Genomic DNA, 22,329 nt, shown 5'->3' on the forward strand with positions numbered 1-22,329 from the left:
GTTATTTACCAAATTCTACTTTATTAAATTCTGCTACATACCATGATACAGCTTCTTTTAATCCATCTCTCACACTATATGTTGGTTGATAGTGTAATGCGTTTCTAGCTTTAGTAATATCGGCTAAAGAGTGACGAACATCTCCTGTTCTAAAATCTCTATATTGTGGCTGAGTTTCCTCAAGTTTAGCTATTGATTTTAAATTATTAGAAATTTCCTGATAGAGTTGATTTAAACTAATCCTTTCACCGAAAGCAATATTATAAACAGCTGACTCCTGCACATTTGAAGCAGTTGCAGCCAAAATATTTGCTTGCACAGCATTTTGAATATAGCAAAAATCTCTACTTGTCTCACCATCACCGTTGATAAAGACCTGTTCTTTTTGCAAAAGTAGGGATGTCCATGTAGGGATTACTGCTGCGTAAGCACCCTTTGGATTTTGTCTTTTACCAAATACATTGAAATATCTTAATCCTATACTATGAAAATTATATGTTCTTGAAAATACATTAGCATATAACTCATTCACGTATTTAGTAATTGCATAAGGTGATAATGGTTGGCCAATATTTTCTTCAACTTTCGGTAAAGCTGGATGATCGCCATAAGTTGAACTACTAGCAGCATACGTAAAGCTTTTTACCTGCGCATCTCTAGCGGCCACCAATATATTTAAGAATCCAGTAATATTTGCGCTATTTGTCATTATGGGATCAGCAATAGAACGCGGGACTGAACCCAATGCCGCTTGATGCAATACGTAATCCACACCTGTACAAACTTTTTGGCAATCTTCTAAATTTCGAATATCACCCTCAACAAAAGCAAAGTTTCTCCATTGCTCTTCCGAGACTAAACTTTGCACATCATTTAAATTATGTTGAAATCCAGTTGCAAAATTATCTAATCCTATAACTTTTTGATTCAATTTTAATAACGTTTCTAATAAATTAGAACCGATAAAACCTGCAACGCCAGTTATTAACCATGTTTTAGGATTGCTCTTAAGCCTTTCCAATACTTGTTCATATTGATTCATATTACTTCTCAACAAATATTATTTTATAGACGGATATCTGACTCAGATTGAGTTAAGACATATTTCAGATCATAAAGAACATGAGATGCTTTACCTAAAGATCGAATTGCCTCTATACCCATTTCTCTAAACTCGTTATGAGCAACTGCTAATATTACAGCATCATATTGACCCGCTGTAGGTTGCTTAACTGGAGTAATACCATATTCGTGTTGAGTTTCTTCACTATCAATCCAAGGATCATATACATCAACATCCATATGATATTCTTCTAATTCTTTTACGATATCAATAACTTTAGTATTGCGGATATCAGGGCAATTTTCTTTAAAGCTTAAACCTAAAACTAAAACCTTAGCACCTTCAACTTGAATTTTCTTTTTTATCATTCCTTTTACAAGTTGAGTAACAACATATGCTCCCATTGAATCATTCAATCGGCGCCCTGCTAAAATAATTTCTGGATGATACCCAATCGCTTGGGCTTTATGAGTTAAATAATATGGATCAACTCCAATACAATGGCCGCCCACTAAGCCTGGGCGGAATGGCAAGAAGTTCCATTTTGTACCAGCAGCTTTAAGCACCTGTTCTGTATCAATACCAAGTTTGTTAAAAATAAGTGCTAATTCATTAATTAAGGCAATATTAACATCACGTTGGGTGTTTTCAATGACCTTTGCCGCTTCAGCAACTTTTATGCTAGCTGCTTTATGTGTTCCTGCCTCAATAATCAGATTATATACTTCATCAACATAGTCAGCGACTTCAGGTGTAGAACCTGAAGTAATTTTTAAAATATTAGTAACACGATGAAGCTTATCACCAGGGTTAATGCGCTCAGGGCTATAGCCTGCAAAAAAGTCTTGATTAAATTTTAAACCAGATACTTTTTCTAAAACAGGAATACATACTTCTTCTGTTGCACCTGGGTACACAGTAGATTCATATACAACAATATCGCCTTTTTTTAATACTTGTCCGATACTCGTAGAAGCTTTAATTAATGGCGTTAAATCAGGCTGTTTAAAATCATCAATTGGTGTTGGAACTGTTACAATATAAAAATTACAATCTTTTAATTCTTCCAAATTTGCTGTGTAGCTTAAATGAGATGCTTGTTGTAATTCTTCTGGTGTAACTTCTAAAGTGTGATCTTGACCACTTTTCAATTCATCTATGCGTTTTTGATAGATATCAAAACCAACAACTGGTACTTTTTTCCCAAACTCAACTGCCAATGGCAAGCCTACATACCCTAAACCAATAATTGCTATTCTTAACTCGGCAAGTTGCATAAAAATTAGCCTTATTCCTTACAAATTGTATATTTAAATAATGATACATGTTGACTGGAGATCGTCGAGCGTAACTATAGCAGTTTTTTTTTAGTCTCCGTACTTCAATTGTATAAAAGTGTTTACAGCACTTATAAGTAGAATTTATCAGTTTAGCTAAAATAGTACATTTTTAATATTGCTGATGAATTAATACCTTTCAAATAATCCGATCAGATAAACTAAACATACAAAGCTCTACGATTTTTCGATGTTTTTTAATTTTTTTTCGGCTAGAATCGGTACATCCTGCGTTTAATAGACACTTGTTACTATGCAGTGGACAATATCAATTAAAGATAAATACACAAAGGGTTGCGTGTGAAGTATTGCCAGTTTTTTTCTGTTCTTGCCTTGAGTTTAAGTGCTGCCAGTTGTGCGGTGACTTCCGGTTTACAAACTTACGATATTCCCAATGAAGGTGTATATAAAACTGACCTTGGAACTACGGTTAATGTCGTTAAAATTTCTCAAGAAACATTGCCAGCAATACAACCTGCTCAGATCGACTACCAACGTGACTATGCAGCTTTATTTAAAAATCAACAACCTATATATCGCCTAAGTCCAGGCGATGTTCTTTCTATTCAACTTTGGGCATATCCTGAAATTACGCCGCCTGTAAACAGTATTAGTAACGAGCAATCAATTCAGGCCAATGGTTATCCAATTGATCAAAGCGGTTACATTCAGTTCCCTTTAGTAGGTCGATATAAGGCTTCCGGTAAAACCCTAGCTCAAGTAAATCGTGAGTTACATAGTCAACTGGCTCGTTTTTTAAAAAATCCAGATGTCGTAGTGAGAGTACTATCTTATGAAGGTCAGCGTTATTCCGTACAAGGAAGCGTAACTAAAGGTGGTCAGTTCTACTTAAGTGATCAACCTGTAAGTGTTTATTCAGCACTTGGTATGGCTGGCGGTGTCACTACAATGGGTGATAACACGTATGTTCAACTCATTCGAGATGGCAAAACTTATAATCTAAATACGATTGATTTAGAAAAAGCAGGTTATTCACTCCATAAGCTTTTAATACAACCGAACGATACAATTTATGTCAGCACTCGAGAAAATCAGAAAATTTATGTAATGGGTGAAGCAGGTAAAAACCAAGCTTTACCCATGCGTGATCAAGGTATGACATTAAGTGATGCTTTAGGTGAAAGTTTAGGCTTAAATCCTTTATCTGCTAGCGCTAGTAAAATCTATGTTTTACGCACCAATCCAAATGATCGATCAACTGAGCTCTACCATTTAAACTTGATAAGCATTGGGGACTTTGGTTTAGCGAATCAGTTTAGATTACGTAGTAATGATATTGTCTATGTTGATGCGACTGGCTTGACTCGCTGGCAACGTGTGGTCAACCAAATTATTCCATTCTCAAGTGCGTTATATAACATAGACCGTTTGGGACAGTAATATCATGCAGTTTAAAAATATTTTAGTCGTCTGTATTGGAAATATCTGTCGAAGTCCTATGGCTGAGTATTTCTTAAAACAGCAATATCCTCAGTTGAGTATCGAGTCTGCAGGTATTTCTGGTCTTGTAGGCCATCAAGCAGACAATAAAGCACAACTTTGCATGCAGCGCCTAGGCATCGACATGCAACCTCATATTGCAAGAAAGTTAAATGCTGAGCATATTAAAAAAGCTGACCTTATTTTGGTCATGAGTCACAACCAGCAAAAGCATATTGAACACACTTGGCCCTTTGCAAAAGGTAAAACTTATCGCCTGGGCCATTGGCAGAATAGAAATGTGCCTGACCCTTACCAGCACGATCAAGCTGTTTTTGATGAAACCTGCCAGCTTATTCAACAGTGTATTGCTGACTGGAAACCTTATATTTAACGCCAAGATTTTAAGCTTATGAACCAAAAGACCAATACCGAAGATTCTATTGATTTAAAAGAGTTATTTTTTTCACTAATTGCACAGTGGAAATTAATTGCTCTCTGCACTATTTTAAGTCTTGTATGCGCTCTGCTCTATTTACGTGTAACACCAGATACCTATTCAGTTGATGCTTTGGTTCAGGTTGAAGACAGTAAAGGGGCCTCTGCTGCTCTTTTAGGCGATTTATCACAAATGATTGAGCAAAAGTCCCCTGCTCAAGCTGAGATTGAGATTTTAAAGTCGCGATTGGTTTTAGGTTCAGTTATTAAAGATCTACATTTAAATGTACAAATTTCCAGTAGTGAAGACACGTTAACTCACCGTTTATTAAGCGATAATGACTATAAAACGGAATACACAAAAAAATCCGTTATTTTTAAAGATGGGCTCAAAAGCTTTGAGATCCGCCAGTTTGAGATTCCTGCTTACTATTTAGATAAAACTTTACATCTTAATTTTGATAAACAATCTTTAAATTTAATTGATCCTAGTACTGAAGAGACTATATTAACTATACCACTTAACCAGTCAAACCAAGTTGTAGGACCACATGGTACTTGGAAAGTTGCTATTTTCACAAAAGATCAATTCGATGCTACATATAATATTACCAATCTATCTGTACCTGCTGCTGTAAGCGCTATTAGTGCAAATTATTCGGTTGCAGAACGCGGTAAGCTCACAGGTGTATTAGGTTTAAATTATCAAGGTCAAGACAAAGAACAAATCACTAAAGTTCTAAATGCAATTTTAGCAACATATAGCGCACAAAATATTGAACGTCGATCTGCTGAGTCTGCACAAACTCTAAAGTTTTTAGATGAACAATTACCAGATTTGAAAAAACAACTTGATGATGCAGAGCGTCAATTCAATAAATTCCGTCAACAATACAACACTGTTGATGTTACAAAAGAATCTGAGCTTTATTTAACTCAAAGCATTACTTTAGAAACTAAAAAAGCTGAGCTCGAACAAAAGCAAGCTGAAATGGCGGCAAAATATACTGCTGACCATCCTGCAATGCGTGAAATTAATGGCCAGCTTTCAGCAATCAATAAGCAAATTGGTGAACTTAACAATACGTTAAAACAATTACCAGACGTACAACGCCAGTACTTACAGTTGTACCGTGAAGTAGAAGTTAAAACTCAACTCTACACTGCCCTTTTAAACTCTTACCAACAACTTCGTATTGCAAAAGCGGGCGAAATTGGTAATGTTCGTATTGTAGACACTGCGATTGAACCAATTAAACCTATTTCGCCTAAAAAGTTACTCATTTTACTTTTAGCAATTCTTGCTGGTGTTATTATTGGTTCAATTATTGCTCTATTACGTAATATGTTACGCTCAGGTATTAAAGATTCTGGTCAAATTGAAAATGAGCTAGATTTACCAGTTTATGCAACTGTTCCACGTTCCCCAATTCAAGAAAGTCGCGTTAAAATTTTAAAGAAAAAGAAGAATATTCCTATTCTTGCAGTTAAAAATAGTGATGATATTGCAATTGAGAGTTTGCGTAGTATTCGTACTGCGATTCACTTTGCGTTGGCAAGTGCGAAAAACAATATCATTATGATTGCAGGTCCTTCACCAGAAGTAGGTAAATCGTTTATTTCGACCAACCTTGCAACAATTTTTGCGCAAGGTGATAAACGTATATTACTGATTGATGCCGATATGCGTCGTGGTTATATGCATAAATACTTTGATGTCGATGTGAAGCCAGGTCTTTCTGAATTATTAAGTGGACAAGCTGATCTACAAAAAGTTTTGCACAAAACTCAAGTTGCTAACCTTGATGTGATTACCCGTGGTAAGAGTCCAACAAATCCTTCAGAGATTTTAAGCTCAAACCAATTTAAAGAATTACTTGAACAGCTACAAAGCCAATATGATCATATCATTATTGATACTCCGCCAGTTTTGGCAGTAACCGATGGTATTATTATTTCGCAATATACTGGTGTGAACTTAATTGTTGCCCGTTATGCTAAATCACAAATGAAAGAACTTGAATTAACACTTAATCGCTTTGAACAAGCAGGTGTTAAAGTCAATGGCTTTATTCTCAATGACATTCAACGTGCTAGCGCAGGCTACGGTTATGGTTATAACTATGCCTATGCTTATAAAGCACAAAAAGAAGATTAATCGTAAAGTGATAAGAGAACCGGATCAAATGATCCGGTTTTTTATTTAAGATTTTTTTAAGTATATCCCTACTAAAACTAACTAAAATATATAAAAAACCACTCGTTTTTTTTCTTAAACATTCTATGCTTAAGCATGCTAAGATCAAAAGCAGCCTTTTAGACTCAAATGATTATTTTTGGAACCTTTTATGAGTAAAGCCTTACCCATTGCTGTCGCTGTAGTTTTAGGCGGTGCTGCACTTGTACCAATATATTATGCAAGCCAACATCCGACCACAGAAGTCGGAAGCAAGGCAAATAAGAATGCCTCTCCAATTGAAAAAATCAGTTATGTTCTTGGATATGAAGTTGCTCAGCAAACTCCACCTGAGCTAGATACAAAAGCATTTGTGAAAGGGATTCATGATGCTCGTAGCAAGCAGCCAAGTGCTTACACTCAAGAAGAGTTAAAAGTTGCTGTAGCGGCTTATGAAAAAGAATTGCAACAAAAAATGCAGCAACAAAATAAACCGGAACAAGCTGCTGATGCTACTCCTGAATCTGCAGATGCGCAGTTCCTTGCAGAAAATAAATCAAAAGCTGGCGTAAAAACAACCGCTTCTGGTTTGCAATATATCATTACTAAAGAAGGTACTGGCAAACAGCCAACAGCTCAGTCAGTTGTTAAAGTACATTATGAAGGTCGTTTAATTAACGGTCAGGTTTTTGATAGTTCTTATAAACGCGGTGAGCCAGTTGAGTTCCCTCTTAATCAAGTAATTCCAGGTTGGACTGAGGGACTTCAATTGATGAAAGAAGGCGGTAAAGCGACTTTCTTCATTCCATCAAATCTTGCCTATGGTCCTCAGGAAGTTCCTGGCATTCCAGCAAACAGTACACTGATTTTTGATGTAGAACTTATTTCAGTGAAATAAAAACATTCAGGAGAGTAGAACATTACTCTCCTTTTTTTTTGGAAAACAGCATGAAAAAAATCGGTTTAATGATTGCAGCATCAACAATGAGTTTATCTATTTTTGCTGCAACTCCTATAACGAATAAAAGTCCAGCAAAAGAACAATTTAGTTATAGTTATGGCTATTTAATGGGTCGTAATAATACGGATGCACTAACAGATCTGAATCTTGATATTTTTTACCAAGGTCTCCAAGAAGGCGCTCAAAGTAAAACAGCACGCTTAACTGATGAAGAAATGGCAAAAGCGATTAATGACTATAAGAAAACATTAGAAGCCAAACAACTCGTCGAGTTTCAAAAAACAGGTCAACTAAATGCTCAAGCAGGTGCGGCATTTCTTGCTGACAATGCAAAAAAATCTGGTGTGATAACGACTAAATCTGGTCTCCAATACCAAGTGTTAAAAGAAGGTAATGGACAAAAACCGAAAGCTACCTCTCGCGTTAAAGTGAATTATGAAGGTCGTTTACTAGATGGAACCGTATTTGATAGTTCTATTGCTCGTAATCATCCAGTTGAGTTTCAGCTCAGCCAAGTCATTGCAGGTTGGACAGAAGGTCTACAAACCATGAAAGAAGGCGGAAAAACCCGTTTCTTTATTCCTGCCAATCTTGCTTATGGTGAAGTCGGTGCTGGTGACACGATTGGTCCAAATAGTACTTTAATTTTTGATATTGAATTACTACAAGTTTTACCAAAATAAATTTATTAGATATAAAAAAAGCGATCATTTAAGATCGCTTTTTTATTTTAGTGTTTTAAGTCTCTAGGACGAAAACCGGTGATGATTAAAACGACCAGATAAGCAACTACGCCGACAACACACAATCCCACTACTTCGGCAATACGTAACCACTGTGAAAGTTCACCGTTATACCAATTTAATGCAAACCAAAGTGCTGCAACCATGGCAAGGTTTGCCAAACCATATTGAAGCCCTAATTTTTTCCAATGCGAATCAAATCGGAAAATATTACGTTTGTGTAAATAGAAGTAGAGTAGACCCGCATTTACCAAAGCCGAGCCTGAAGATGCCAATGCAAGTGCCATATGCTCTGCCTGCCAATCAATCAGCTTAAAGAAACCAATAAATATAACGTTTAAAATAGCATTCGCTGCGACTGACATTAAACCGACACGTACGGGTGTTTTGGTATCCTGCTGCGCATAAAAACCTGGTGCAAAGACTTTAATCAGCATAAATGAAATCACGCCTGCACTCATACATTGCAATGCAAGCGCTGTCATTTGTGTATCATGGAGGTCAAACTCACCACGTTGGAATAATGCCTGAATAATCGGTGTAGAAAGCATAAATAAGGCAATACTTGCTGGTAAGCCAACTAATACAATAATTTTTGCAGCCCAGTCGATCATACCGCGGAACTTTGCTTGATCTTGCTCTGCATGACGGGCAGAAAGTGAAGGTAAAATCACTGTACCAATGGCAACACCAATTAAACCTAACGGCAACTCAGTCATACGCTCTGCACTATAGAGCCAAGACACTGAACCATCTTGCATGAAAGAGGCCCAAATCGTATTTAATAACAGGTTAATCTGAGTAACAGATACCCCAAATAATGCTGGAAGCATTAATTTCAAAATGCGTTCTACACCTTCATGTTTAAAATCAACTTTAGGTGGAATCAGTAGGTTTTTACGCCACAATTCAGGAATTTGTATAGCTAACTGTAATATCCCTGCCACCACCACTGACCAACCTAAGGCTTTGATGGGTTCAGCCATATACGGCGTAAGCCACCATGCGCCTGCGATCATCGCGACATTCAGTAAAACGGGTGAAAAAGCTGGTGAAGCAAATGAACCATAACTATTTAAAATACTGCTAGCAAAAGCAGTTAGTGACATAAATAATAAATAAGGGATGGTTAACCGGAACATGCTGACTGCTAAATCGAACTTTTCAGGATCACTATGGAAACCCGGTGCGTACATATAAATGATCGCGGGTGCTAAAACCATAGCCACGAAAGTCAGTAAGGTCATCACTGTTAGCAAGCAACCAAATACCCGACTAATCAAGATCTGTACTTCAGCGTGTGCTCGACCTGTTTTATATTCAGTTAATACTGGAATAAAGGCCTGAGAAAAGGCGCCTTCGGCAAACAATCGTCGAAAGAAGTTGGGAATACGAAAAGCGACGACGAAGGTATCAAAATCTTTACCCGCACCAAACACGTTGAGCAATACGACATCACGCACGAGCCCTAACACTCGTGACAACATCGTCATTGCACTGACAATAAAAGTCGATCGCCACAATGCCATCGTACTCACCTACAGCTATATTCGAAAGACGCTATTGTAATGAAACTAGAAAATCTTTTCGTTGTGAAATGATGAATGAACTCAACTTTTTTTCTGAACTAACAGTTGTCTAAAGTGCTGCCATTTAAAATAAGGTCCCGGATCAGTTTTTCGGCCGGGTGCAATGTCTGAATGCCCTGCTATATGGTTTTTAATTTCGGGATAAGCCTGACGAATAGCCTTAACCACATCGGTTAATACTTCGTATTGTACTTCGTCAAAAGGTAAATCATCACTTCCTTCAAGCTCTATCCCAATTGAATAATCATTGCATTCTACTTTGGCTAAATAGCTCGAACGTCCTGCATGCCATGCCCGATCATTAAAATTAACAAACTGTAGGACTTCACCTGTTCGTAAAATTAACAGATGTGTAGAAACTTGCATGCCTTCAATGGTCTGAAAATAAGGATGCACTGACCAATCTAATTTATTTTGAAAAAACTGCTCAATATATCCACCTCCGAATTGAGACGGTGGCAAGCTAATATTATGAACAACGATCATTTGAATTTCGGTACCAGTCGGCCGCTGGTTAAAATTTGGAGAAGGGATTTGTCTCGCCCCTTTTAATTGTCCATCTATAACTTCATACGGTGTGATTTGCTTCATTGAGATGCCAATAAATTGCTTGCCAATTGTTTTAGTTTAAAGCAGTTATCTACTTTTCAAAGCAGTAAATGCGATTGTTTATCACGATTAATCTCATAAAACAGCTTATTTTTAAAGTCGACGGTGCTAATATATCGCAAGTTTTAGGGTCATCTACAAAATGGAAACCGTATGAGCATACCTCAGTCTTTGCTTGAACAATCAATTCAAATCAATATTCAACAAGCATTACAAGAAGATATTGGGGACGGTGACATTACCGCGATGCTCACACCTGAAGATGAGCAGGCAACCGCGACCATTATTAGCCGTGAAGATATGGTTTTAGCTGGCCAGCCTTGGGTTAATGCACTCATCTCAGCTTATGACAATACTGTACAGGTAACTTGGTTAAAACAAGAAGGTGACCGTGTTGCTGCAAATGAAGCCTTTTTAAAACTTGTAGGTTCTGCACGTAGCTTACTTACTGTAGAGCGCCCTGCTTTAAACTTTATTCAAACTTTGTCTGCTGTTGCAACAAAAACTGCTGAATATGTTCAACATCTTGAAGGTTTAAATACAAAACTTCTCGATACGCGTAAAACCTTACCAGGCTTACGTATTGCACAGAAATATGCTGTGGCTATTGGTGGCGGACAGAACCATCGTCTCGGTTTATTTGATGCATTCTTAATTAAAGAAAATCATATTATGGCAGCGGGCGGTATTGCTCAGGCAATTGAAAAAGCACATCAAATTGCACCGGGTAAACCTGTTGAAGTCGAAGTTGAAACTTGGGATGAGCTAAATCAAGCGCTTGAAGCTGGTGCAGACATTGTTATGCTCGACAACTTCAGTCAACAGCAAATGATTGATGCTGTAAAACATGTTGCAGGCCGTTGTAAACTCGAAGCATCAGGCAATATCACGGTTGAAAACTTGCGCGAAGTTGCCACTACTGGTGTTGACTACATTTCTATGGGTGTATTGACTAAAGACGTTAGAGCTGTTGATTTATCAATGCGTTTTAATGCTTAGATAAAATCTGCATCATTATTGGTATTTTTTTGCGACTTGGTCATGTCTGCCGCTTGTGTTTTTTGCCATGCTGACTGAGTCGCTTGTGCCCCACTATCACGCGGGTCGGCAGCCATTAAAATAAATGTAACTACTGCTAATAATACAATAAAACCTTGTAGCATAAATTTTCCCCATTACTTTTAAAAAAACAGTGTTTCAAGGTAAAAGATAAATATGACGAGGCTTAGGAGATTCTGTTACAAAAGGTAAGCCTTTATTTTTATTATTCATCTATACGACAAGTTATTAACTCTCTTCATTTATATTTCCCAACATTAGATTGTGCGAGATGTCATCTACAACCTGAGCAAGACAAAGCGATTATAGCTTTGTCGCAGCGCAAGAATGTTATTAAGTCTGCCATTGCCCTTCGGTACGTAATAAAGATTAATTAATCTTTATTACGTACCTTGCTTTGGGCGAAACCAAAGTAACGAATTAGCTACTTCCACTGGATGAATAAATGATAAGACTCCGTCGTGCTAACTAATTTAAAATAATGATCGACCTAAGACTTCATCTTAACATTCATGCATTACAGCAACTTAAGACTCTAAATACCCCATATATGGATCAGAAATTGAATCTTCTTGGGTTTCAATACGTCCTGCAAAACGGCGGCTGAAAGTAGCATCATCAGCTAAAGTCACAGTGAAGTCGTACCAACCTCCAAATTCAGACATATCCCAAACTAATTCTTTTTCAGAACTATTCGTTTCTATAGTCCATGTCTTATTTGGAAGATAAGCATTTGCTTTGACGTTAAGCTTGACTGACTTATTACCATCGTGACGAACTTTTAAATACAAATTCGCGTCACACTCTTCCACACACACTCTAATTTCTGGTAATGCTTGAGTTTGATTGGCTTGGATCAGATTACCTTCAAACGCGCGGTGGAAACCATTTGGACCAAGTACCCATAAATCGTACTGGCCATTTATAGTATTCCACACGTCATCAAGCTGTTTACCCACCTCAACCATATAGCGACGAGGAGCTACCGTAAGATCTAATCGGTTATACACATGAAAAACAGCTGCCTGCTTACCCGTATTTGAGAACATCAGCTTTACAGTTTTTTGAGTGGCATCGACTTTGGCACTGGTGTGTAAAATATATGGCAAAGCACGCGATGGTCGAATTCCCATTTCCTGCTGAGGAAATTGTTGCTGACTCGGAACAGGAACTTGTGGCAATAAGGCTTGAGCAACACGAATCGCATCGGCTTCAGCTTTTGTTTTCTTCCCATCTAATTGGGCTATAGGCATGAGGTTTGGTGTTTTGAAGTTAAAAGCCGTCGTTAAGTCACCACATACGGCACGGCGATATGGGCTAATATTTGGCTCTTGCACACCAAAACGTTTTTCTAAGAACTGTAAAATAGACGTATGATCAAACACTTGTGAATTCACCCATCCCCCTCGGCTCCACGGTGAAATCACATACATTGGAACACGCACACCCGGCCCATACACTCGACCATCTGGCTTAGGTTGAGATTTTGAAGTCGCTACTGCTGGATGATTAAAGTACTCATAAGATATTTGCTGATCAGTTAAAGTCGTTTTTCCATATACAACACCGCTTATATCTTTAGACGGTGCACTTGGTGAAGGAACATGGTCGAAGAAACCATCATTCTCATCAAAGTTCACCAATAAAACGGTTTGGCTCCAGAGTTCAGGATTTTCAGTTAATGCATTTAATACTTCCTGAATATACCAAGCCCCCTGCACAGGACTAGATGGTCCTGGATGTTCACTGTAAGTTGCAGGAGCGACTAACCAACTCACTTGCGGCAATTTACCTTGTGCAATATCAGTTTTAAAGGTTCCCAAAAAACCACCATCCGGCATAGTGTTAGCAATACCTTTATAAAGTGGTTGAGTCGCATCGATTTTTTCATCGTATGCAGGGCATGTTGGCGTGTCGTTACTGACAGGCTGACCCGATTGTTCATTTGCACGGCGATATTGTTTAAAGCCTGCAAGCGGGTTATCAGTAAAGTTATCCGGCATGTTTTGATAAACTTTCCATGTTACGCCAGCCTGCTGTAAGCGCTCAGGATACGTCGTCCATTCATAACCTTCTGTTGATGGCCCAATCCCATCAAATTCATTTACCACACTGGCAACACCTGCACCTGTAGGGCCATTCGTTCCGGTCCAGATAAATTTACGGTTCGGGTTAGTTCCCGCATGCATGGCACAGTGGTAAGCATCACAAATCGTAAAAGCATTGGCTAAAGCAAACTGATATTCGACTTCCTGTTTTTTGTAGTAGCCCATCGACTGCGGTTTTTTATAAGCCACCCAGTCGCTCATGCGACCATTGTCCCAAGCTGCTTGGCCATCAGACCATGAGTGAGGAGTTCCTGAAACACGCTGAGCATTTCCTAAACGACTATCGAGATGGTACGGCAATACTTTATTTTTCTTGGCATCATATTGCTCCCAAACCTTTCGACTTTCCGTCATTGGAATAGTAAAGCGGTCACCGAACCCACGCACGCCTTTTAGTGTTCCGAAATAATTATCGAATGAGCGGTTTTCCTGAGTCAAAATCACGATGTGCTTAACATCTTGAATAGTTCCACTTTCAACTTTGGCATCAATAGCCAGCGCTTTTTGAATACTCAATGGGAAACTTGCCAAAGCAGCGGTCCCAAACATGGTTTTTGTAGAATTTAAAAGAAATTCGCGACGATTCATTAGTTCTATCCTAAGTTCTTATTATGGTGCGCAGTGCATTTTGCAATTACTGGTTGGCGGTGTTGTTGGCGATGAATTATCTAGGTCGTTATCATCGTTACAAGCACTCAGTAAAAGTGCTAAAGAAGTAATTAATAGAAGTGAAATTTTTCGCATTGGTTTTTTCCAAACGGTTTAAATGCGAACTACTAATAAAGTGAAAAAGTGACAGGCAAGTGATGTTTTTATGTCGATTTGATGAATACATAAAAAAACGCATCCGAAGATGCGTTTTTTAGAAAGGGTAAAATTACCAGCCTAAAGCTTCTTGTTGCTTTTTAATGAGCTCTGCAATCCCTTTTTCAGCCATTTCTAACATGTCATTGCTTTGTGCACGAGTAAATGGTTTATCTTCGGCAGTACCTTGAATTTCAATAAATTCGCCTGCTTGTGTCATTACGACATTTAAGTCAGTTTGACAGTTCGAATCTTCTTCATAGCAAAGATCAAGCAATACTTCGTCTTGATACATACCTACAGAAATTGCAGCAACTAACCCTTTAAGCGGATCATGCTTAATTTTCTTTTGAGATAACAAAACATTCATCGCATCAACTAACGCTACAGCCGCGCCAGTGATTGAAGCCGTACGCGTACCACCATCAGCTTGGATCACATCACAGTCGATGGTAATTGTGTTTTCTCCAAGCTTCTTCAAATCGACCATAGCACGTAAGCTACGACCAATCAGGCGCTGGATTTCCTGTGTGCGGCCCGACTGTTTACCACGCGCTGCTTCACGATCACAACGTGAGTGTGTTGAACGCGGTAACATGCCATATTCAGCAGTGACCCAGCCCTGTCCTTTCCCTTTTAAAAACCGTGGAACTGAATTATCGATACTTGCAGTACAAAGGACTTTGGTGTGACCAAATTCGACCAGCACAGAACCTTCAGCATAACGGGTGTAGTTTCGTGTAATTTTCACTTCACGTAATTGGTCTAATGCACGTTGGTCAATACGCATAATCCTTCCTAACTTCTCTTAAATACAAACTTGGGCATAGTATAGCAAAGGATTTTGACAGGTTGAGTTTATTCCCTACTTTCAAATGTAAGTCGGCACTTTTCATGACACAAAAATAAAAATAGCCCCTTAAAAAGGAGCTATTTGAAATGCCTAAAATAGTGCTCTATCTTTATTAAGCAGCTTTGCCAAACATGCCTTTCACCGCCTCAACAAAGTTCCGCTTGGTCGCCACCAAACGATCAACTACATTGTCAGGTAAAGAGTGAACAGCCAGACGTTTATACACACTCAAAATTTGAGATCCAAAGGGCGCGGTATTGTATTGTTGACCGAACTCTGCACAAACTTCACGTACTTTAGGTGCCATCTCTTGATAGCGGTTGGCAGGTACATCGGGAAACAAATGATGTTCAATTTGATGACTCAAGTTACCGCTCAAGAAATGCATAATTTTACCGCCAGTAAAGTTTGCTGAACCACGAATCTGGCGTAAGTACCACTCTGCTTTGGTTTCATTATCAATATTGTCAGTGATAATTTCAGAGTCTTCTGTGAAATGACCACAATAAATCACGGTCGATGCCCAGTAGTTACGGATCAAGTTAGCAAAAAAGTTACCAGCCAATACTGGCAGGAACATTGGTCCTGCAATGAGTGGGAACAGTACATAATCTTTACCAAACTGACGTACCATTTTTTTACGTAGATTTTTAGATTCTACATATACTTCTTTCCAAGTTTTGGTGCCATCAAACAACACTTTTTCCATTTCTAGACGTTGTAACGCCAGTAGCCATTCAAAACCCGTTGACAATACAAAACCCATTGGCACGTTGAATAAAAAACGGGTTTCCCACTTTTGCTCACGACTCATGCGCATCACACCATAACCGCTAATATCATGATCCATGCCAAACACATTGGTATAGGTATGATGCTTATAGTTATGGGTGTATTTCCAATCTTCACCAGTACACACCGTATCCCAGTCATAGGTTGCACCGTTAAGCGTCGGGTCATTTAACCAGTCAAACTGACCATGCATCACATTATGACCGAGTTCCATGTTTTCAACGATTTTAGATACGCCCAGCATAGCCGTACCCAACAACCATACTGGTGGAATCCAACCACCAAACATCAACATGCCACGTGATGCAATTTCGGTGTAGCGTACAAAATTACGTACTTTGTAAATATATTTTGAATCTTTTTCCCCGAGATCTTTCATCACTTCAAGACGAATTTCTTCAATACGGCGACCAAAAGCTTCTGTTTGCTCTGGAGTTAAATGTGCCGATTTTGATGTTGCTTTAAGTTCTACTGCCATATTCATAATGGTATCCTCAAATCTCTTTTATGTTTGTTTTTATAGATCAATAGTGACTGGGCTTAATGCCTGGTTCACGCATAACTTAATTGCACGATTTGGTTGATCGTCAATTTCGCCTGTTAATATATTCTGGGTGACACCACTGACTTTGGTACACGTACATTGGTTGCATACACCCATACGGCAACCATGCTGTGGACGTAAGCCAGCCTGCTCTGCACTGCTTAATAATGTTGTCGTGGCAATAAAGTTTTGTTGTGAACGACGAAATACGATGGGTTGTGCTTCATTAGACTGTTCGATTTGAACAGGCATGAAAAATTCTTGATGAAGTTGCGACTGGGCACTTTGTTGCGCATAAATTTCATTTGCCTGTTGCATCATGCCATGATGTCCACACACATACGTTGCAGTCTGTGCGTAATCAGGAACTAACTTTTGCAATAGGCCTTCAGTTAAATGCTGCTTTTGCTCAGCAGTATTAAAAAAATGATAGTGAAGCTCTGGATGCTTTTCTGACAAAGCTTTTAATTCAGCATGAAAAATTTCTGCACGATTAAAATAAATGACATGAATCTGTTTAAGCTGCTGCTTCAAAGCTTGCTGCAAAAGTGAATAAATTGCAGTAATACCACTACCTGATGCAATTAAAATTGCAGGCTGTTGGCCTTGGTGCAAAGTAAAATCACCCTGTGGCTGTGAAATCTCAATGCACTCTCCAACATGTAATCGTTGAGCTGCACTAGACACCAAGCCTTGTACTTTAATACCTAAAGAGATTTCACCTTGAGGAGTTACTTCAATAATTGAATAACTACGCTGTTGGTAAACTCCATCTATCAGTAGTGTTAATAGAATGCTTTGCCCAGCACGTACCTGATCGAACTTAAAATTACGATTCGGTTTAAGCTTGATAAGCACCATATCAGTATGTAGAGACTGAACAGTAGTAACTTCTGCAAGTACCCTTTTCCAAGCCCAAGTCACGTTAATTTTCTGCAAAACAAAATCAACGAAATCTTCTCGGACCAAATGTGGCTGATAACTAAGTGTTGCGTTCATACGTTCCTCTTTTGTATCTGGCTATTTATTTGAGTGAACACATGTTCGTATAGTGAACATATGTACACTATATTTATAACTGTTCACTCAGTCAACACTTGTTCACTATTTTTTTTATGAAAGTTTGCTCTTTTTTGTTAGACTCTGGCTCACGGTTTAAATAGGTTCTTTTAATGTCGATACGGGATGAACGAAAACAGCAAAGTCGTCAAGCACTTCTAGATGCAGCCTTGCATCTGAGCACGTCTGGGCGCTCGTTCAGTAGTATCAGTTTGCGTGAAGTTGCACGTGAAGTTGGTTTAGTACCGACAGCGTTCTATCGTCATTTTCAAGACATGGATGAACTCGGTAAAGAATTGGTTGACCAAGTTGCCCTACATTTAAAAAGTGTTTTGCACCAATTAGGTCAAAGTTATTTACAACATAAATCGACCAAAACTCAGACCAGCATTGAGCTATTTGTTCAGGCGGTAAATCATAGCCCTAAGCAGTGGCAATTTATGATTTCCGAGCGTTGGGGCGGCTCAGAAACGGTTCGTGCAGCCATTGCTAGAGAAATCGAATTTCTAATTGAAGATCTAACAACTGATCTTACTAAACTCGAAAATTTTAAACATATTCAAGAGCCTCAAGACTTAAATGTCTTATCTACCATTTTGACCAATATGTCATTTACATGGGCAATGACGTGGCTCAACCTATCAAAACAATATCAAGGTGAACAGCTCAAGCTGCAACAAGCTGCCTTTATTGAAAATGCTTCTACACAAGTTCGCCTACTCTTTAGAGGGATTGCAAACTGGGAACGGTAGAAGCGGCAAATGACAAAAAACAGGTTATGTGGTAATACGTAAAGAGAGAAAGAAAAAGGCTAAAAATTTCGAGAAAAGTCTTTTTCTTTTTACAGGAAGTAAATTATTAGTTAGGCCAAACTGGTGTGGGAATACCTATGAATCTTGATCGTCATACACAGTTTTTGATGCGCAAAGAAAAAATTCTGAGCGTGGCAGAAAAGTTGTTACTAGAAAACAATCAGGAAATTACTCTAGATGAGTTAGTGGCTGAGCTAGATATTGCTAAAGGCACACTTTATAAGCATTTTAGAAGCAAAAATGAGCTTCTACTTGAGCTCATTATTCAAAATGAAAAGCAAATTTTAGAAATTTCTAAAAAATATAATACAGATTTCAAAGAGTATGCCCCTCATTACATGCTTCACCATTTGCTTACGCCAGGAAAAACCATTTTATTGCACCAACTTGAAGAAAATCTGACAATGACAGAGTCTAAGTTGAAGCATCTTTTCGAAGAGCTTTATGAAATCCGCCAACAGCGTATTTTAGCAATTAAAGATATTACAGAAAATTATTTAAAATCATTAAATTATGATATGTCGATCCGTGATTATTTGTCTTATATCTGGTCACTGACTTATGGTGCATCACTGCTTTTAAATTCTACCTATTACCAGCGCTCTATTGGTTCTCGCCAAAAATTAATTAATTTATATATTAATCAGGCATTATCACTACCGACCCAAACAGCTAATTTTGATGTTTTAAATTTTCAAATTGAAGATGAAAACCCACAAAATTAATTGAAATATTTCGTGATAATTAACGATAAATTAAATATAAAAATGGGCTTCGTTTGAAGCCCATTTTTGAAGTAAAGCCTAAACAACTTATTTTGCTTTACGTTCTTTCTCAATTAAATAATTAAGAACTTGAGTAACTTTACCATCTTCACCCTGCACAACATATTTACCATTAACGACAACCGCAGGAACACCTGTTAATTGGTACTGTTGAGCAAGTTTATTTGACTCGGCAACTTTTGCAGTCACAGCAAATGAGTTGTAAGTGCTATTAAATTTCTGTTCAGGCACGCCATAACGAGTAAAGAACTTCGCAGCGGAAGCCTGATCAAAAATTTGCTGACCATTCACCTGAATCGCATGGAACAATGGTAAATGCGTGCGTTTACGTACACCTAATGCCTCAGATGTGTAATAGGTACGCGCCCCTTGTTCCCACATTTTATTCATTGCAGCTGGCGTACGTACAAAACGTATATCATTAGGAATCTGTTTTAACCACGTTTGCATATGCGGTTCAAGTTTAAAACAGTGTGGACATCCATACCAAAAGAACTCTCGAACTTCGATTTTCCCCGGAACTTCCACTTTGCCTGGATTGGCAATCACAGTGTAGTCTTTACCAGCAACAAAATCTGCTGCCATTACACTACCTGATACGGCCATAATTGCTGCGCTTAAACCACCCAAAACCAATTTTTTCATTGCTACAGCTTTTCCTCTAAGTTGTTATGCATTAGCTTATGCTCTAAATATAAAACAAATATGCTAAATTCGTTTTGCTTCTGTGAAGTTTTTTATTGGGTTTATCGCTTTTTTCCCAATAATCGCTACACTAACGGCGAACTATATCCAAAAAGATAACCCAAGTTTAGAGGTAGCACCATGTCGCAATTGAATGTTGATTTACAAGAAATCGCAAAGTTTGAAGCACTTGCTGCCAAATGGTGGGATCAACATTCTGAATTTCGCCCACTTCATCAAATTAATCCACTACGTTTAAACTGGATTGATGAGCGTGTAGGCGGCCTTGCTGGTAAAAAAGTACTTGATGTCGGTTGTGGTGGCGGTATTTTGGCAGAGAGCATGGCACGTCGTGGAGCAGATGTACTTGGTATTGATATGGGAGAAGCACCGCTAGCTGTTGGCCGTTTGCATGCTCAACAAGACAATGTTCAAAATATTGAATATCGTCAAATTCCTGTAGAAGAATTAGCACAAGAACAAGCCGGTCAATACGATGTGGTAACTTGCATGGAAATGATGGAGCACGTTCCAGATCCAGCATCTATTGTAAGAGCTTGTCAGGCTTTGGTTAAACCGGGTGGCCATGTGTTCTTCTCAACCATTAACCGTAACCCAAAATCTTATTTATTTGCCATTATTGGCGCAGAATACGTACTACGCATGTTGCCAAAAGGTACACATGATTATCATAAATTTATTCGACCATCTGAAATGGCACATGACATTCGTAATGCAGGTCTTACTTTAAAAGAAATGACAGGACTGCACTACAACCCACTGACTAAGCATTACTGGTTAGCACCAAATGTTGACGTTAATTATATGGTTCACACGATAAATACAGGTGCATGATGAAAGCTGTTTTATTTGATTTAGACGGTACTCTTATCGATACGGCTGCCGACTTCATTCGGATTATTCAGCAAATGTGCCGTGATGAAAGACGCCCAGTTGTTGATGCAGATCTCATTCGCACTCAGGTTTCTGAAGGTGCACGTGCGATGGTTAAATTGGTCTATCCAGAACTGGATGTGGCCAATCCAATTTTCTTGGCACATCGTCAAAACTTTTTAGATATTTACGGCAATAATATTGTGGTTGATACAGACCTATTTGAAGGCATGTATCCACTTTTAGAAGAGTTAGAAGCTCAGCAAATTACGTGGGGTATTGTGACCAATAAACCACGCGGATTAAGTGAATCTCTTTTAGAAAAGTTAAATCTGACAGAACGCTGTGCGGTTTTGGTGTGTCCTGAAGATGTCAGTAAAACCAAGCCAGATCCAGAACCAATGTATTTGGCGGCTAAACAGTTAAATATCCCAGCAAATGAAATTATTTATGTGGGTGACCATCCACGTGATATTGATGCTGGTCGCAATGCCGATATGTATACTATTTTGGCTGCATATGGCTATTTACCAATCGAACATCGTGATGATCTCGCTGCATGGCAGGCCGATTCGATTGTAAATACGGTGACAGAATTACACCATATGTTACGTCAAAAGCTTCCTGCTCTACAGGAAAATCAGCGTATGATAAGTTAACATAAGAGTTTTATAGGCTTTTTTTAACAGTTCTTTGTTTTATCAATATAAAAAGAAGGAGGTTTACCAATGAAATATTCAGAATACCAACCTCGTCCGGATCTACTCAAAGATCGAATTATTTTAATCACCGGTGCTGGCGATGGCATTGGGCGAGCTGCCGCTCTGACTTATGCCCTACATGGTGCAACTGTTGTACTGCATGGTAGAACCTTAAATAAACTTGAAGTTATTTATGATGAAATTGAAAGTCTGGGTGCGCCGCAACCAGCAATTTTACCATTACAACTTTCGAGTGCTTCTGACCGTGATTATGACTTTTTAGTTGATACGCTCGAAAAGCAGTTTGGACGCCTAGACGGTATTTTGCATAATGCAGGTATTTTAGGTGAACGCGTAGAGCTAGCACATTATCCAACCGAAACTTGGGATGATGTCATGGCAGTTAACCTACGCGCGCCTTTTGCTTTAACTCAAGCATTATTACCACTTTTGCAAAAATCAGAAAATGCCTCTGTTGTATTTACCAGTTCGGGTGTAGGCCGTGAAGCACGTGCTTTATGGGGCGCATATTCTGTCTCAAAAATTGCAATTGAAGCGGTGAGCAAAATTTTTGCAGCGGAACATACTTATCCGAATATCCGTTTTAACTGCATTAATCCAGGTGCAACGCGTACTGCAATGCGTGCTAAAGCCTATCCACAAGAAGATCCGAAAACACTACCTACACCAGAGTCGATCTTGCCTGCTTATCTCTATTTAATGGGTGAAGATAGCTTGGCGCTCAATGGTCAAAGTATTGATGCACAGGATTAAAAGTTAAAGATGAAAAGCTAAAGAAAATTACAGCCGATCATCAAATCTGGCTTGCCTATACCTGAAAAGATATATTCAAGCCTTTTTTATGATTGATAAAAACT

At 38.5% G+C, this 22,329-nt stretch carries 22 protein-coding genes; 11 read left to right on the top strand and 11 right to left on the bottom strand.

The genetic code is table 11. The features are described 5' to 3' along the window. Window position 1: 1 nt before the first annotated feature. Entirely contained in the window at window positions 2-1,042 is a 1,041-nt protein-coding gene (locus tag F968_RS18485; protein ID WP_004795464.1) for an NAD-dependent epimerase/dehydratase family protein, read from the bottom strand. Between the two features lie 23 nt (window positions 1,043-1,065). Then, window positions 1,066-2,340: a Vi polysaccharide biosynthesis UDP-N-acetylglucosamine C-6 dehydrogenase TviB gene (gene tviB, locus F968_RS18490; protein ID WP_004795466.1), complete on the bottom strand. Its 1,275-nt coding sequence runs from the start codon at window positions 2,338-2,340 to the stop codon at window positions 1,066-1,068. 360 nt (window positions 2,341-2,700) lie between these two features. On the opposite strand from tviB, the gene F968_RS18495 reads away from it, so the two are divergent. From F968_RS18495 to F968_RS18515, 5 genes are all read left to right on the top strand, one after another. Then, window positions 2,701-3,801, top strand: coding sequence for a polysaccharide biosynthesis/export family protein (locus F968_RS18495; protein WP_004795468.1), 1,101 nt, complete (start codon window positions 2,701-2,703; stop codon window positions 3,799-3,801). Window positions 3,802-3,805: 4 nt separating this feature from the next. Further along, on the top strand, window positions 3,806-4,234 hold the full coding sequence (locus tag F968_RS18500) for a low molecular weight protein-tyrosine-phosphatase (RefSeq protein ID WP_004795470.1): 429 nt from the start codon (window positions 3,806-3,808) through the stop codon (window positions 4,232-4,234). An 18-nt stretch (window positions 4,235-4,252) separates the two neighbouring features. Then, window positions 4,253-6,436, top strand: a complete 2,184-nt coding sequence (locus F968_RS18505) for a polysaccharide biosynthesis tyrosine autokinase (protein WP_004795472.1) — start codon at window positions 4,253-4,255, stop codon at window positions 6,434-6,436. Window positions 6,437-6,626: 190 nt separating this feature from the next. After that, window positions 6,627-7,352, top strand: coding sequence for a BamJ family beta-barrel-assembly machinery protein (locus F968_RS18510; RefSeq protein WP_004795474.1), 726 nt, complete (start codon window positions 6,627-6,629; stop codon window positions 7,350-7,352). A 50-nt stretch (window positions 7,353-7,402) separates the two neighbouring features. Then, the gene (locus tag F968_RS18515; RefSeq protein WP_004795475.1) at window positions 7,403-8,098 is read left to right on the top strand and encodes a BamJ family beta-barrel-assembly machinery protein; all 696 of its coding nucleotides are present in this window, start codon (window positions 7,403-7,405) and stop codon (window positions 8,096-8,098) included. Between the two features lie 47 nt (window positions 8,099-8,145). Here the strand turns inward: F968_RS18515 and murJ are convergent, their stop codons facing one another. Together murJ and ampD are read right to left on the bottom strand one after the other, a co-directional pair. After that, on the bottom strand, window positions 8,146-9,696 hold the full coding sequence (gene murJ / locus F968_RS18520; protein ID WP_171065158.1) for a murein biosynthesis integral membrane protein MurJ: 1,551 nt from the start codon (window positions 9,694-9,696) through the stop codon (window positions 8,146-8,148). A gap of 72 nt (window positions 9,697-9,768) precedes the next feature. Further along, window positions 9,769-10,338, bottom strand: a complete 570-nt coding sequence (gene ampD / locus F968_RS18525) for a 1,6-anhydro-N-acetylmuramyl-L-alanine amidase AmpD (RefSeq protein WP_004795479.1) — start codon at window positions 10,336-10,338, stop codon at window positions 9,769-9,771. 171 nt (window positions 10,339-10,509) lie between these two features. Here ampD and nadC point away from each other — a divergent pair, with 171 nt between their 5' ends. After that, a complete protein-coding gene (nadC, locus tag F968_RS18530) occupies window positions 10,510-11,355 on the top strand; it encodes a carboxylating nicotinate-nucleotide diphosphorylase (RefSeq protein ID WP_004795481.1) in 846 nt (281 codons plus the stop codon). On the opposite strand, the gene F968_RS20075 is transcribed toward nadC, so the two are convergent. From F968_RS20075 to F968_RS18550, 6 genes are all read right to left on the bottom strand, one after another. Next, a complete protein-coding gene (locus F968_RS20075; protein ID WP_004795483.1) occupies window positions 11,352-11,519 on the bottom strand; it encodes an ABZJ_00068 family colistin stress protein in 168 nt (55 codons plus the stop codon). The genes nadC and F968_RS20075 overlap by 4 nt on opposite strands. 423 nt (window positions 11,520-11,942) lie before the next feature. After that, window positions 11,943-14,111, bottom strand: coding sequence for a phosphocholine-specific phospholipase C (locus F968_RS18535; protein ID WP_004795485.1), 2,169 nt, complete (start codon window positions 14,109-14,111; stop codon window positions 11,943-11,945). Between the two features lie 21 nt (window positions 14,112-14,132). Then, complete coding sequence (locus F968_RS20750; RefSeq protein WP_262444575.1) at window positions 14,133-14,267, bottom strand: hypothetical protein; 135 nt, start codon at window positions 14,265-14,267, stop codon at window positions 14,133-14,135. A 133-nt stretch (window positions 14,268-14,400) separates the two neighbouring features. Next, complete coding sequence (rph, locus tag F968_RS18540; protein ID WP_004795487.1) at window positions 14,401-15,117, bottom strand: ribonuclease PH; 717 nt, start codon at window positions 15,115-15,117, stop codon at window positions 14,401-14,403. A gap of 175 nt (window positions 15,118-15,292) precedes the next feature. Continuing rightward, window positions 15,293-16,456, bottom strand: coding sequence for a fatty acid desaturase family protein (locus F968_RS18545; RefSeq protein WP_004795488.1), 1,164 nt, complete (start codon window positions 16,454-16,456; stop codon window positions 15,293-15,295). Window positions 16,457-16,489: 33 nt separating this feature from the next. After that, the gene (locus tag F968_RS18550; protein WP_004795490.1) at window positions 16,490-17,515 is read right to left on the bottom strand and encodes a ferredoxin reductase; all 1,026 of its coding nucleotides are present in this window, start codon (window positions 17,513-17,515) and stop codon (window positions 16,490-16,492) included. A gap of 173 nt (window positions 17,516-17,688) precedes the next feature. On the opposite strand from F968_RS18550, the gene F968_RS18555 reads away from it, so the two are divergent. Beyond that, window positions 17,689-18,327 (top strand): TetR family transcriptional regulator, encoded by a 639-nt coding sequence (locus F968_RS18555; RefSeq protein ID WP_004795491.1) that lies wholly within the window; start codon window positions 17,689-17,691, stop codon window positions 18,325-18,327. Window positions 18,328-18,464: 137 nt separating this feature from the next. Continuing rightward, window positions 18,465-19,112, top strand: a complete 648-nt coding sequence (locus tag F968_RS18560) for a TetR/AcrR family transcriptional regulator (protein ID WP_004795493.1) — start codon at window positions 18,465-18,467, stop codon at window positions 19,110-19,112. 87 nt (window positions 19,113-19,199) lie between these two features. On the opposite strand, the gene F968_RS18565 is transcribed toward F968_RS18560, so the two are convergent. Beyond that, the gene (locus F968_RS18565; protein WP_004795495.1) at window positions 19,200-19,817 is read right to left on the bottom strand and encodes a thiol:disulfide interchange protein DsbA/DsbL; all 618 of its coding nucleotides are present in this window, start codon (window positions 19,815-19,817) and stop codon (window positions 19,200-19,202) included. A gap of 180 nt (window positions 19,818-19,997) precedes the next feature. Between F968_RS18565 and ubiG the strand changes: the two genes are divergently transcribed. The 3 genes from ubiG (at window position 19,998) to F968_RS18580 (ending at window position 22,225) form a co-directional block, all read left to right on the top strand. Beyond that, window positions 19,998-20,711: a bifunctional 2-polyprenyl-6-hydroxyphenol methylase/3-demethylubiquinol 3-O-methyltransferase UbiG gene (gene ubiG, locus F968_RS18570; RefSeq protein WP_003655787.1), complete on the top strand. Its 714-nt coding sequence runs from the start codon at window positions 19,998-20,000 to the stop codon at window positions 20,709-20,711. Beyond that, window positions 20,708-21,409: an HAD family hydrolase gene (locus F968_RS18575; protein ID WP_081399587.1), complete on the top strand. Its 702-nt coding sequence runs from the start codon at window positions 20,708-20,710 to the stop codon at window positions 21,407-21,409. Before ubiG ends, F968_RS18575 begins: the two co-directional genes overlap by 4 nt. A 69-nt stretch (window positions 21,410-21,478) precedes the next feature. Next, entirely contained in the window at window positions 21,479-22,225 is a 747-nt protein-coding gene (locus F968_RS18580; RefSeq protein WP_004795498.1) for a YciK family oxidoreductase, read from the top strand. The last annotated feature ends 104 nt before the right edge of the window (window positions 22,226-22,329 follow it).

It is taken from the genome of Acinetobacter sp. NIPH 817, from assembly GCF_000368405.1.
In the GTDB taxonomy this organism is placed as follows: Bacteria; Pseudomonadota; Gammaproteobacteria; order Pseudomonadales; family Moraxellaceae; genus Acinetobacter.

Bases quoted from the DNA above. Each gene is read 5' to 3' on its own strand.
- F968_RS18550 (WP_004795490.1), bottom strand. From the start codon at position 17,515: ATGAACGCAACACTTAGTTATCAGCCACATTTGGTCCGAGAAGATTTC.
- F968_RS18510 (WP_004795474.1), top strand. From the start codon at position 6,627: ATGAGTAAAGCCTTACCCATTGCTGTCGCTGTAGTTTTAGGCGGTGCT.
- F968_RS18545 (WP_004795488.1), bottom strand. From the start codon at position 16,456: ATGAATATGGCAGTAGAACTTAAAGCAACATCAAAATCGGCACATTTA.
- F968_RS18565 (WP_004795495.1), bottom strand. From the start codon at position 19,817: ATGAAAAAATTGGTTTTGGGTGGTTTAAGCGCAGCAATTATGGCCGTA.
- F968_RS18560 (WP_004795493.1), top strand. From the start codon at position 18,465: ATGAATCTTGATCGTCATACACAGTTTTTGATGCGCAAAGAAAAAATT.
- F968_RS18575 (WP_081399587.1), top strand. From the start codon at position 20,708: ATGATGAAAGCTGTTTTATTTGATTTAGACGGTACTCTTATCGATACG.
- F968_RS18535 (WP_004795485.1), bottom strand. From the start codon at position 14,111: ATGAATCGTCGCGAATTTCTTTTAAATTCTACAAAAACCATGTTTGGG.
- ampD (WP_004795479.1), bottom strand. From the start codon at position 10,338: ATGAAGCAAATCACACCGTATGAAGTTATAGATGGACAATTAAAAGGG.
- rph (WP_004795487.1), bottom strand. From the start codon at position 15,117: ATGCGTATTGACCAACGTGCATTAGACCAATTACGTGAAGTGAAAATT.
- F968_RS18515 (WP_004795475.1), top strand. From the start codon at position 7,403: ATGAAAAAAATCGGTTTAATGATTGCAGCATCAACAATGAGTTTATCT.
- nadC (WP_004795481.1), top strand. From the start codon at position 10,510: ATGAGCATACCTCAGTCTTTGCTTGAACAATCAATTCAAATCAATATT.
- tviB (WP_004795466.1), bottom strand. From the start codon at position 2,340: ATGCAACTTGCCGAGTTAAGAATAGCAATTATTGGTTTAGGGTATGTA.
- F968_RS18485 (WP_004795464.1), bottom strand. From the start codon at position 1,042: ATGAATCAATATGAACAAGTATTGGAAAGGCTTAAGAGCAATCCTAAA.
- F968_RS20075 (WP_004795483.1), bottom strand. From the start codon at position 11,519: ATGCTACAAGGTTTTATTGTATTATTAGCAGTAGTTACATTTATTTTA.
- F968_RS18500 (WP_004795470.1), top strand. From the start codon at position 3,806: ATGCAGTTTAAAAATATTTTAGTCGTCTGTATTGGAAATATCTGTCGA.
- F968_RS18555 (WP_004795491.1), top strand. From the start codon at position 17,689: ATGTCGATACGGGATGAACGAAAACAGCAAAGTCGTCAAGCACTTCTA.
- F968_RS18505 (WP_004795472.1), top strand. From the start codon at position 4,253: ATGAACCAAAAGACCAATACCGAAGATTCTATTGATTTAAAAGAGTTA.
- ubiG (WP_003655787.1), top strand. From the start codon at position 19,998: ATGTCGCAATTGAATGTTGATTTACAAGAAATCGCAAAGTTTGAAGCA.
- F968_RS20750 (WP_262444575.1), bottom strand. From the start codon at position 14,267: ATGCGAAAAATTTCACTTCTATTAATTACTTCTTTAGCACTTTTACTG.
- F968_RS18580 (WP_004795498.1), top strand. From the start codon at position 21,479: ATGAAATATTCAGAATACCAACCTCGTCCGGATCTACTCAAAGATCGA.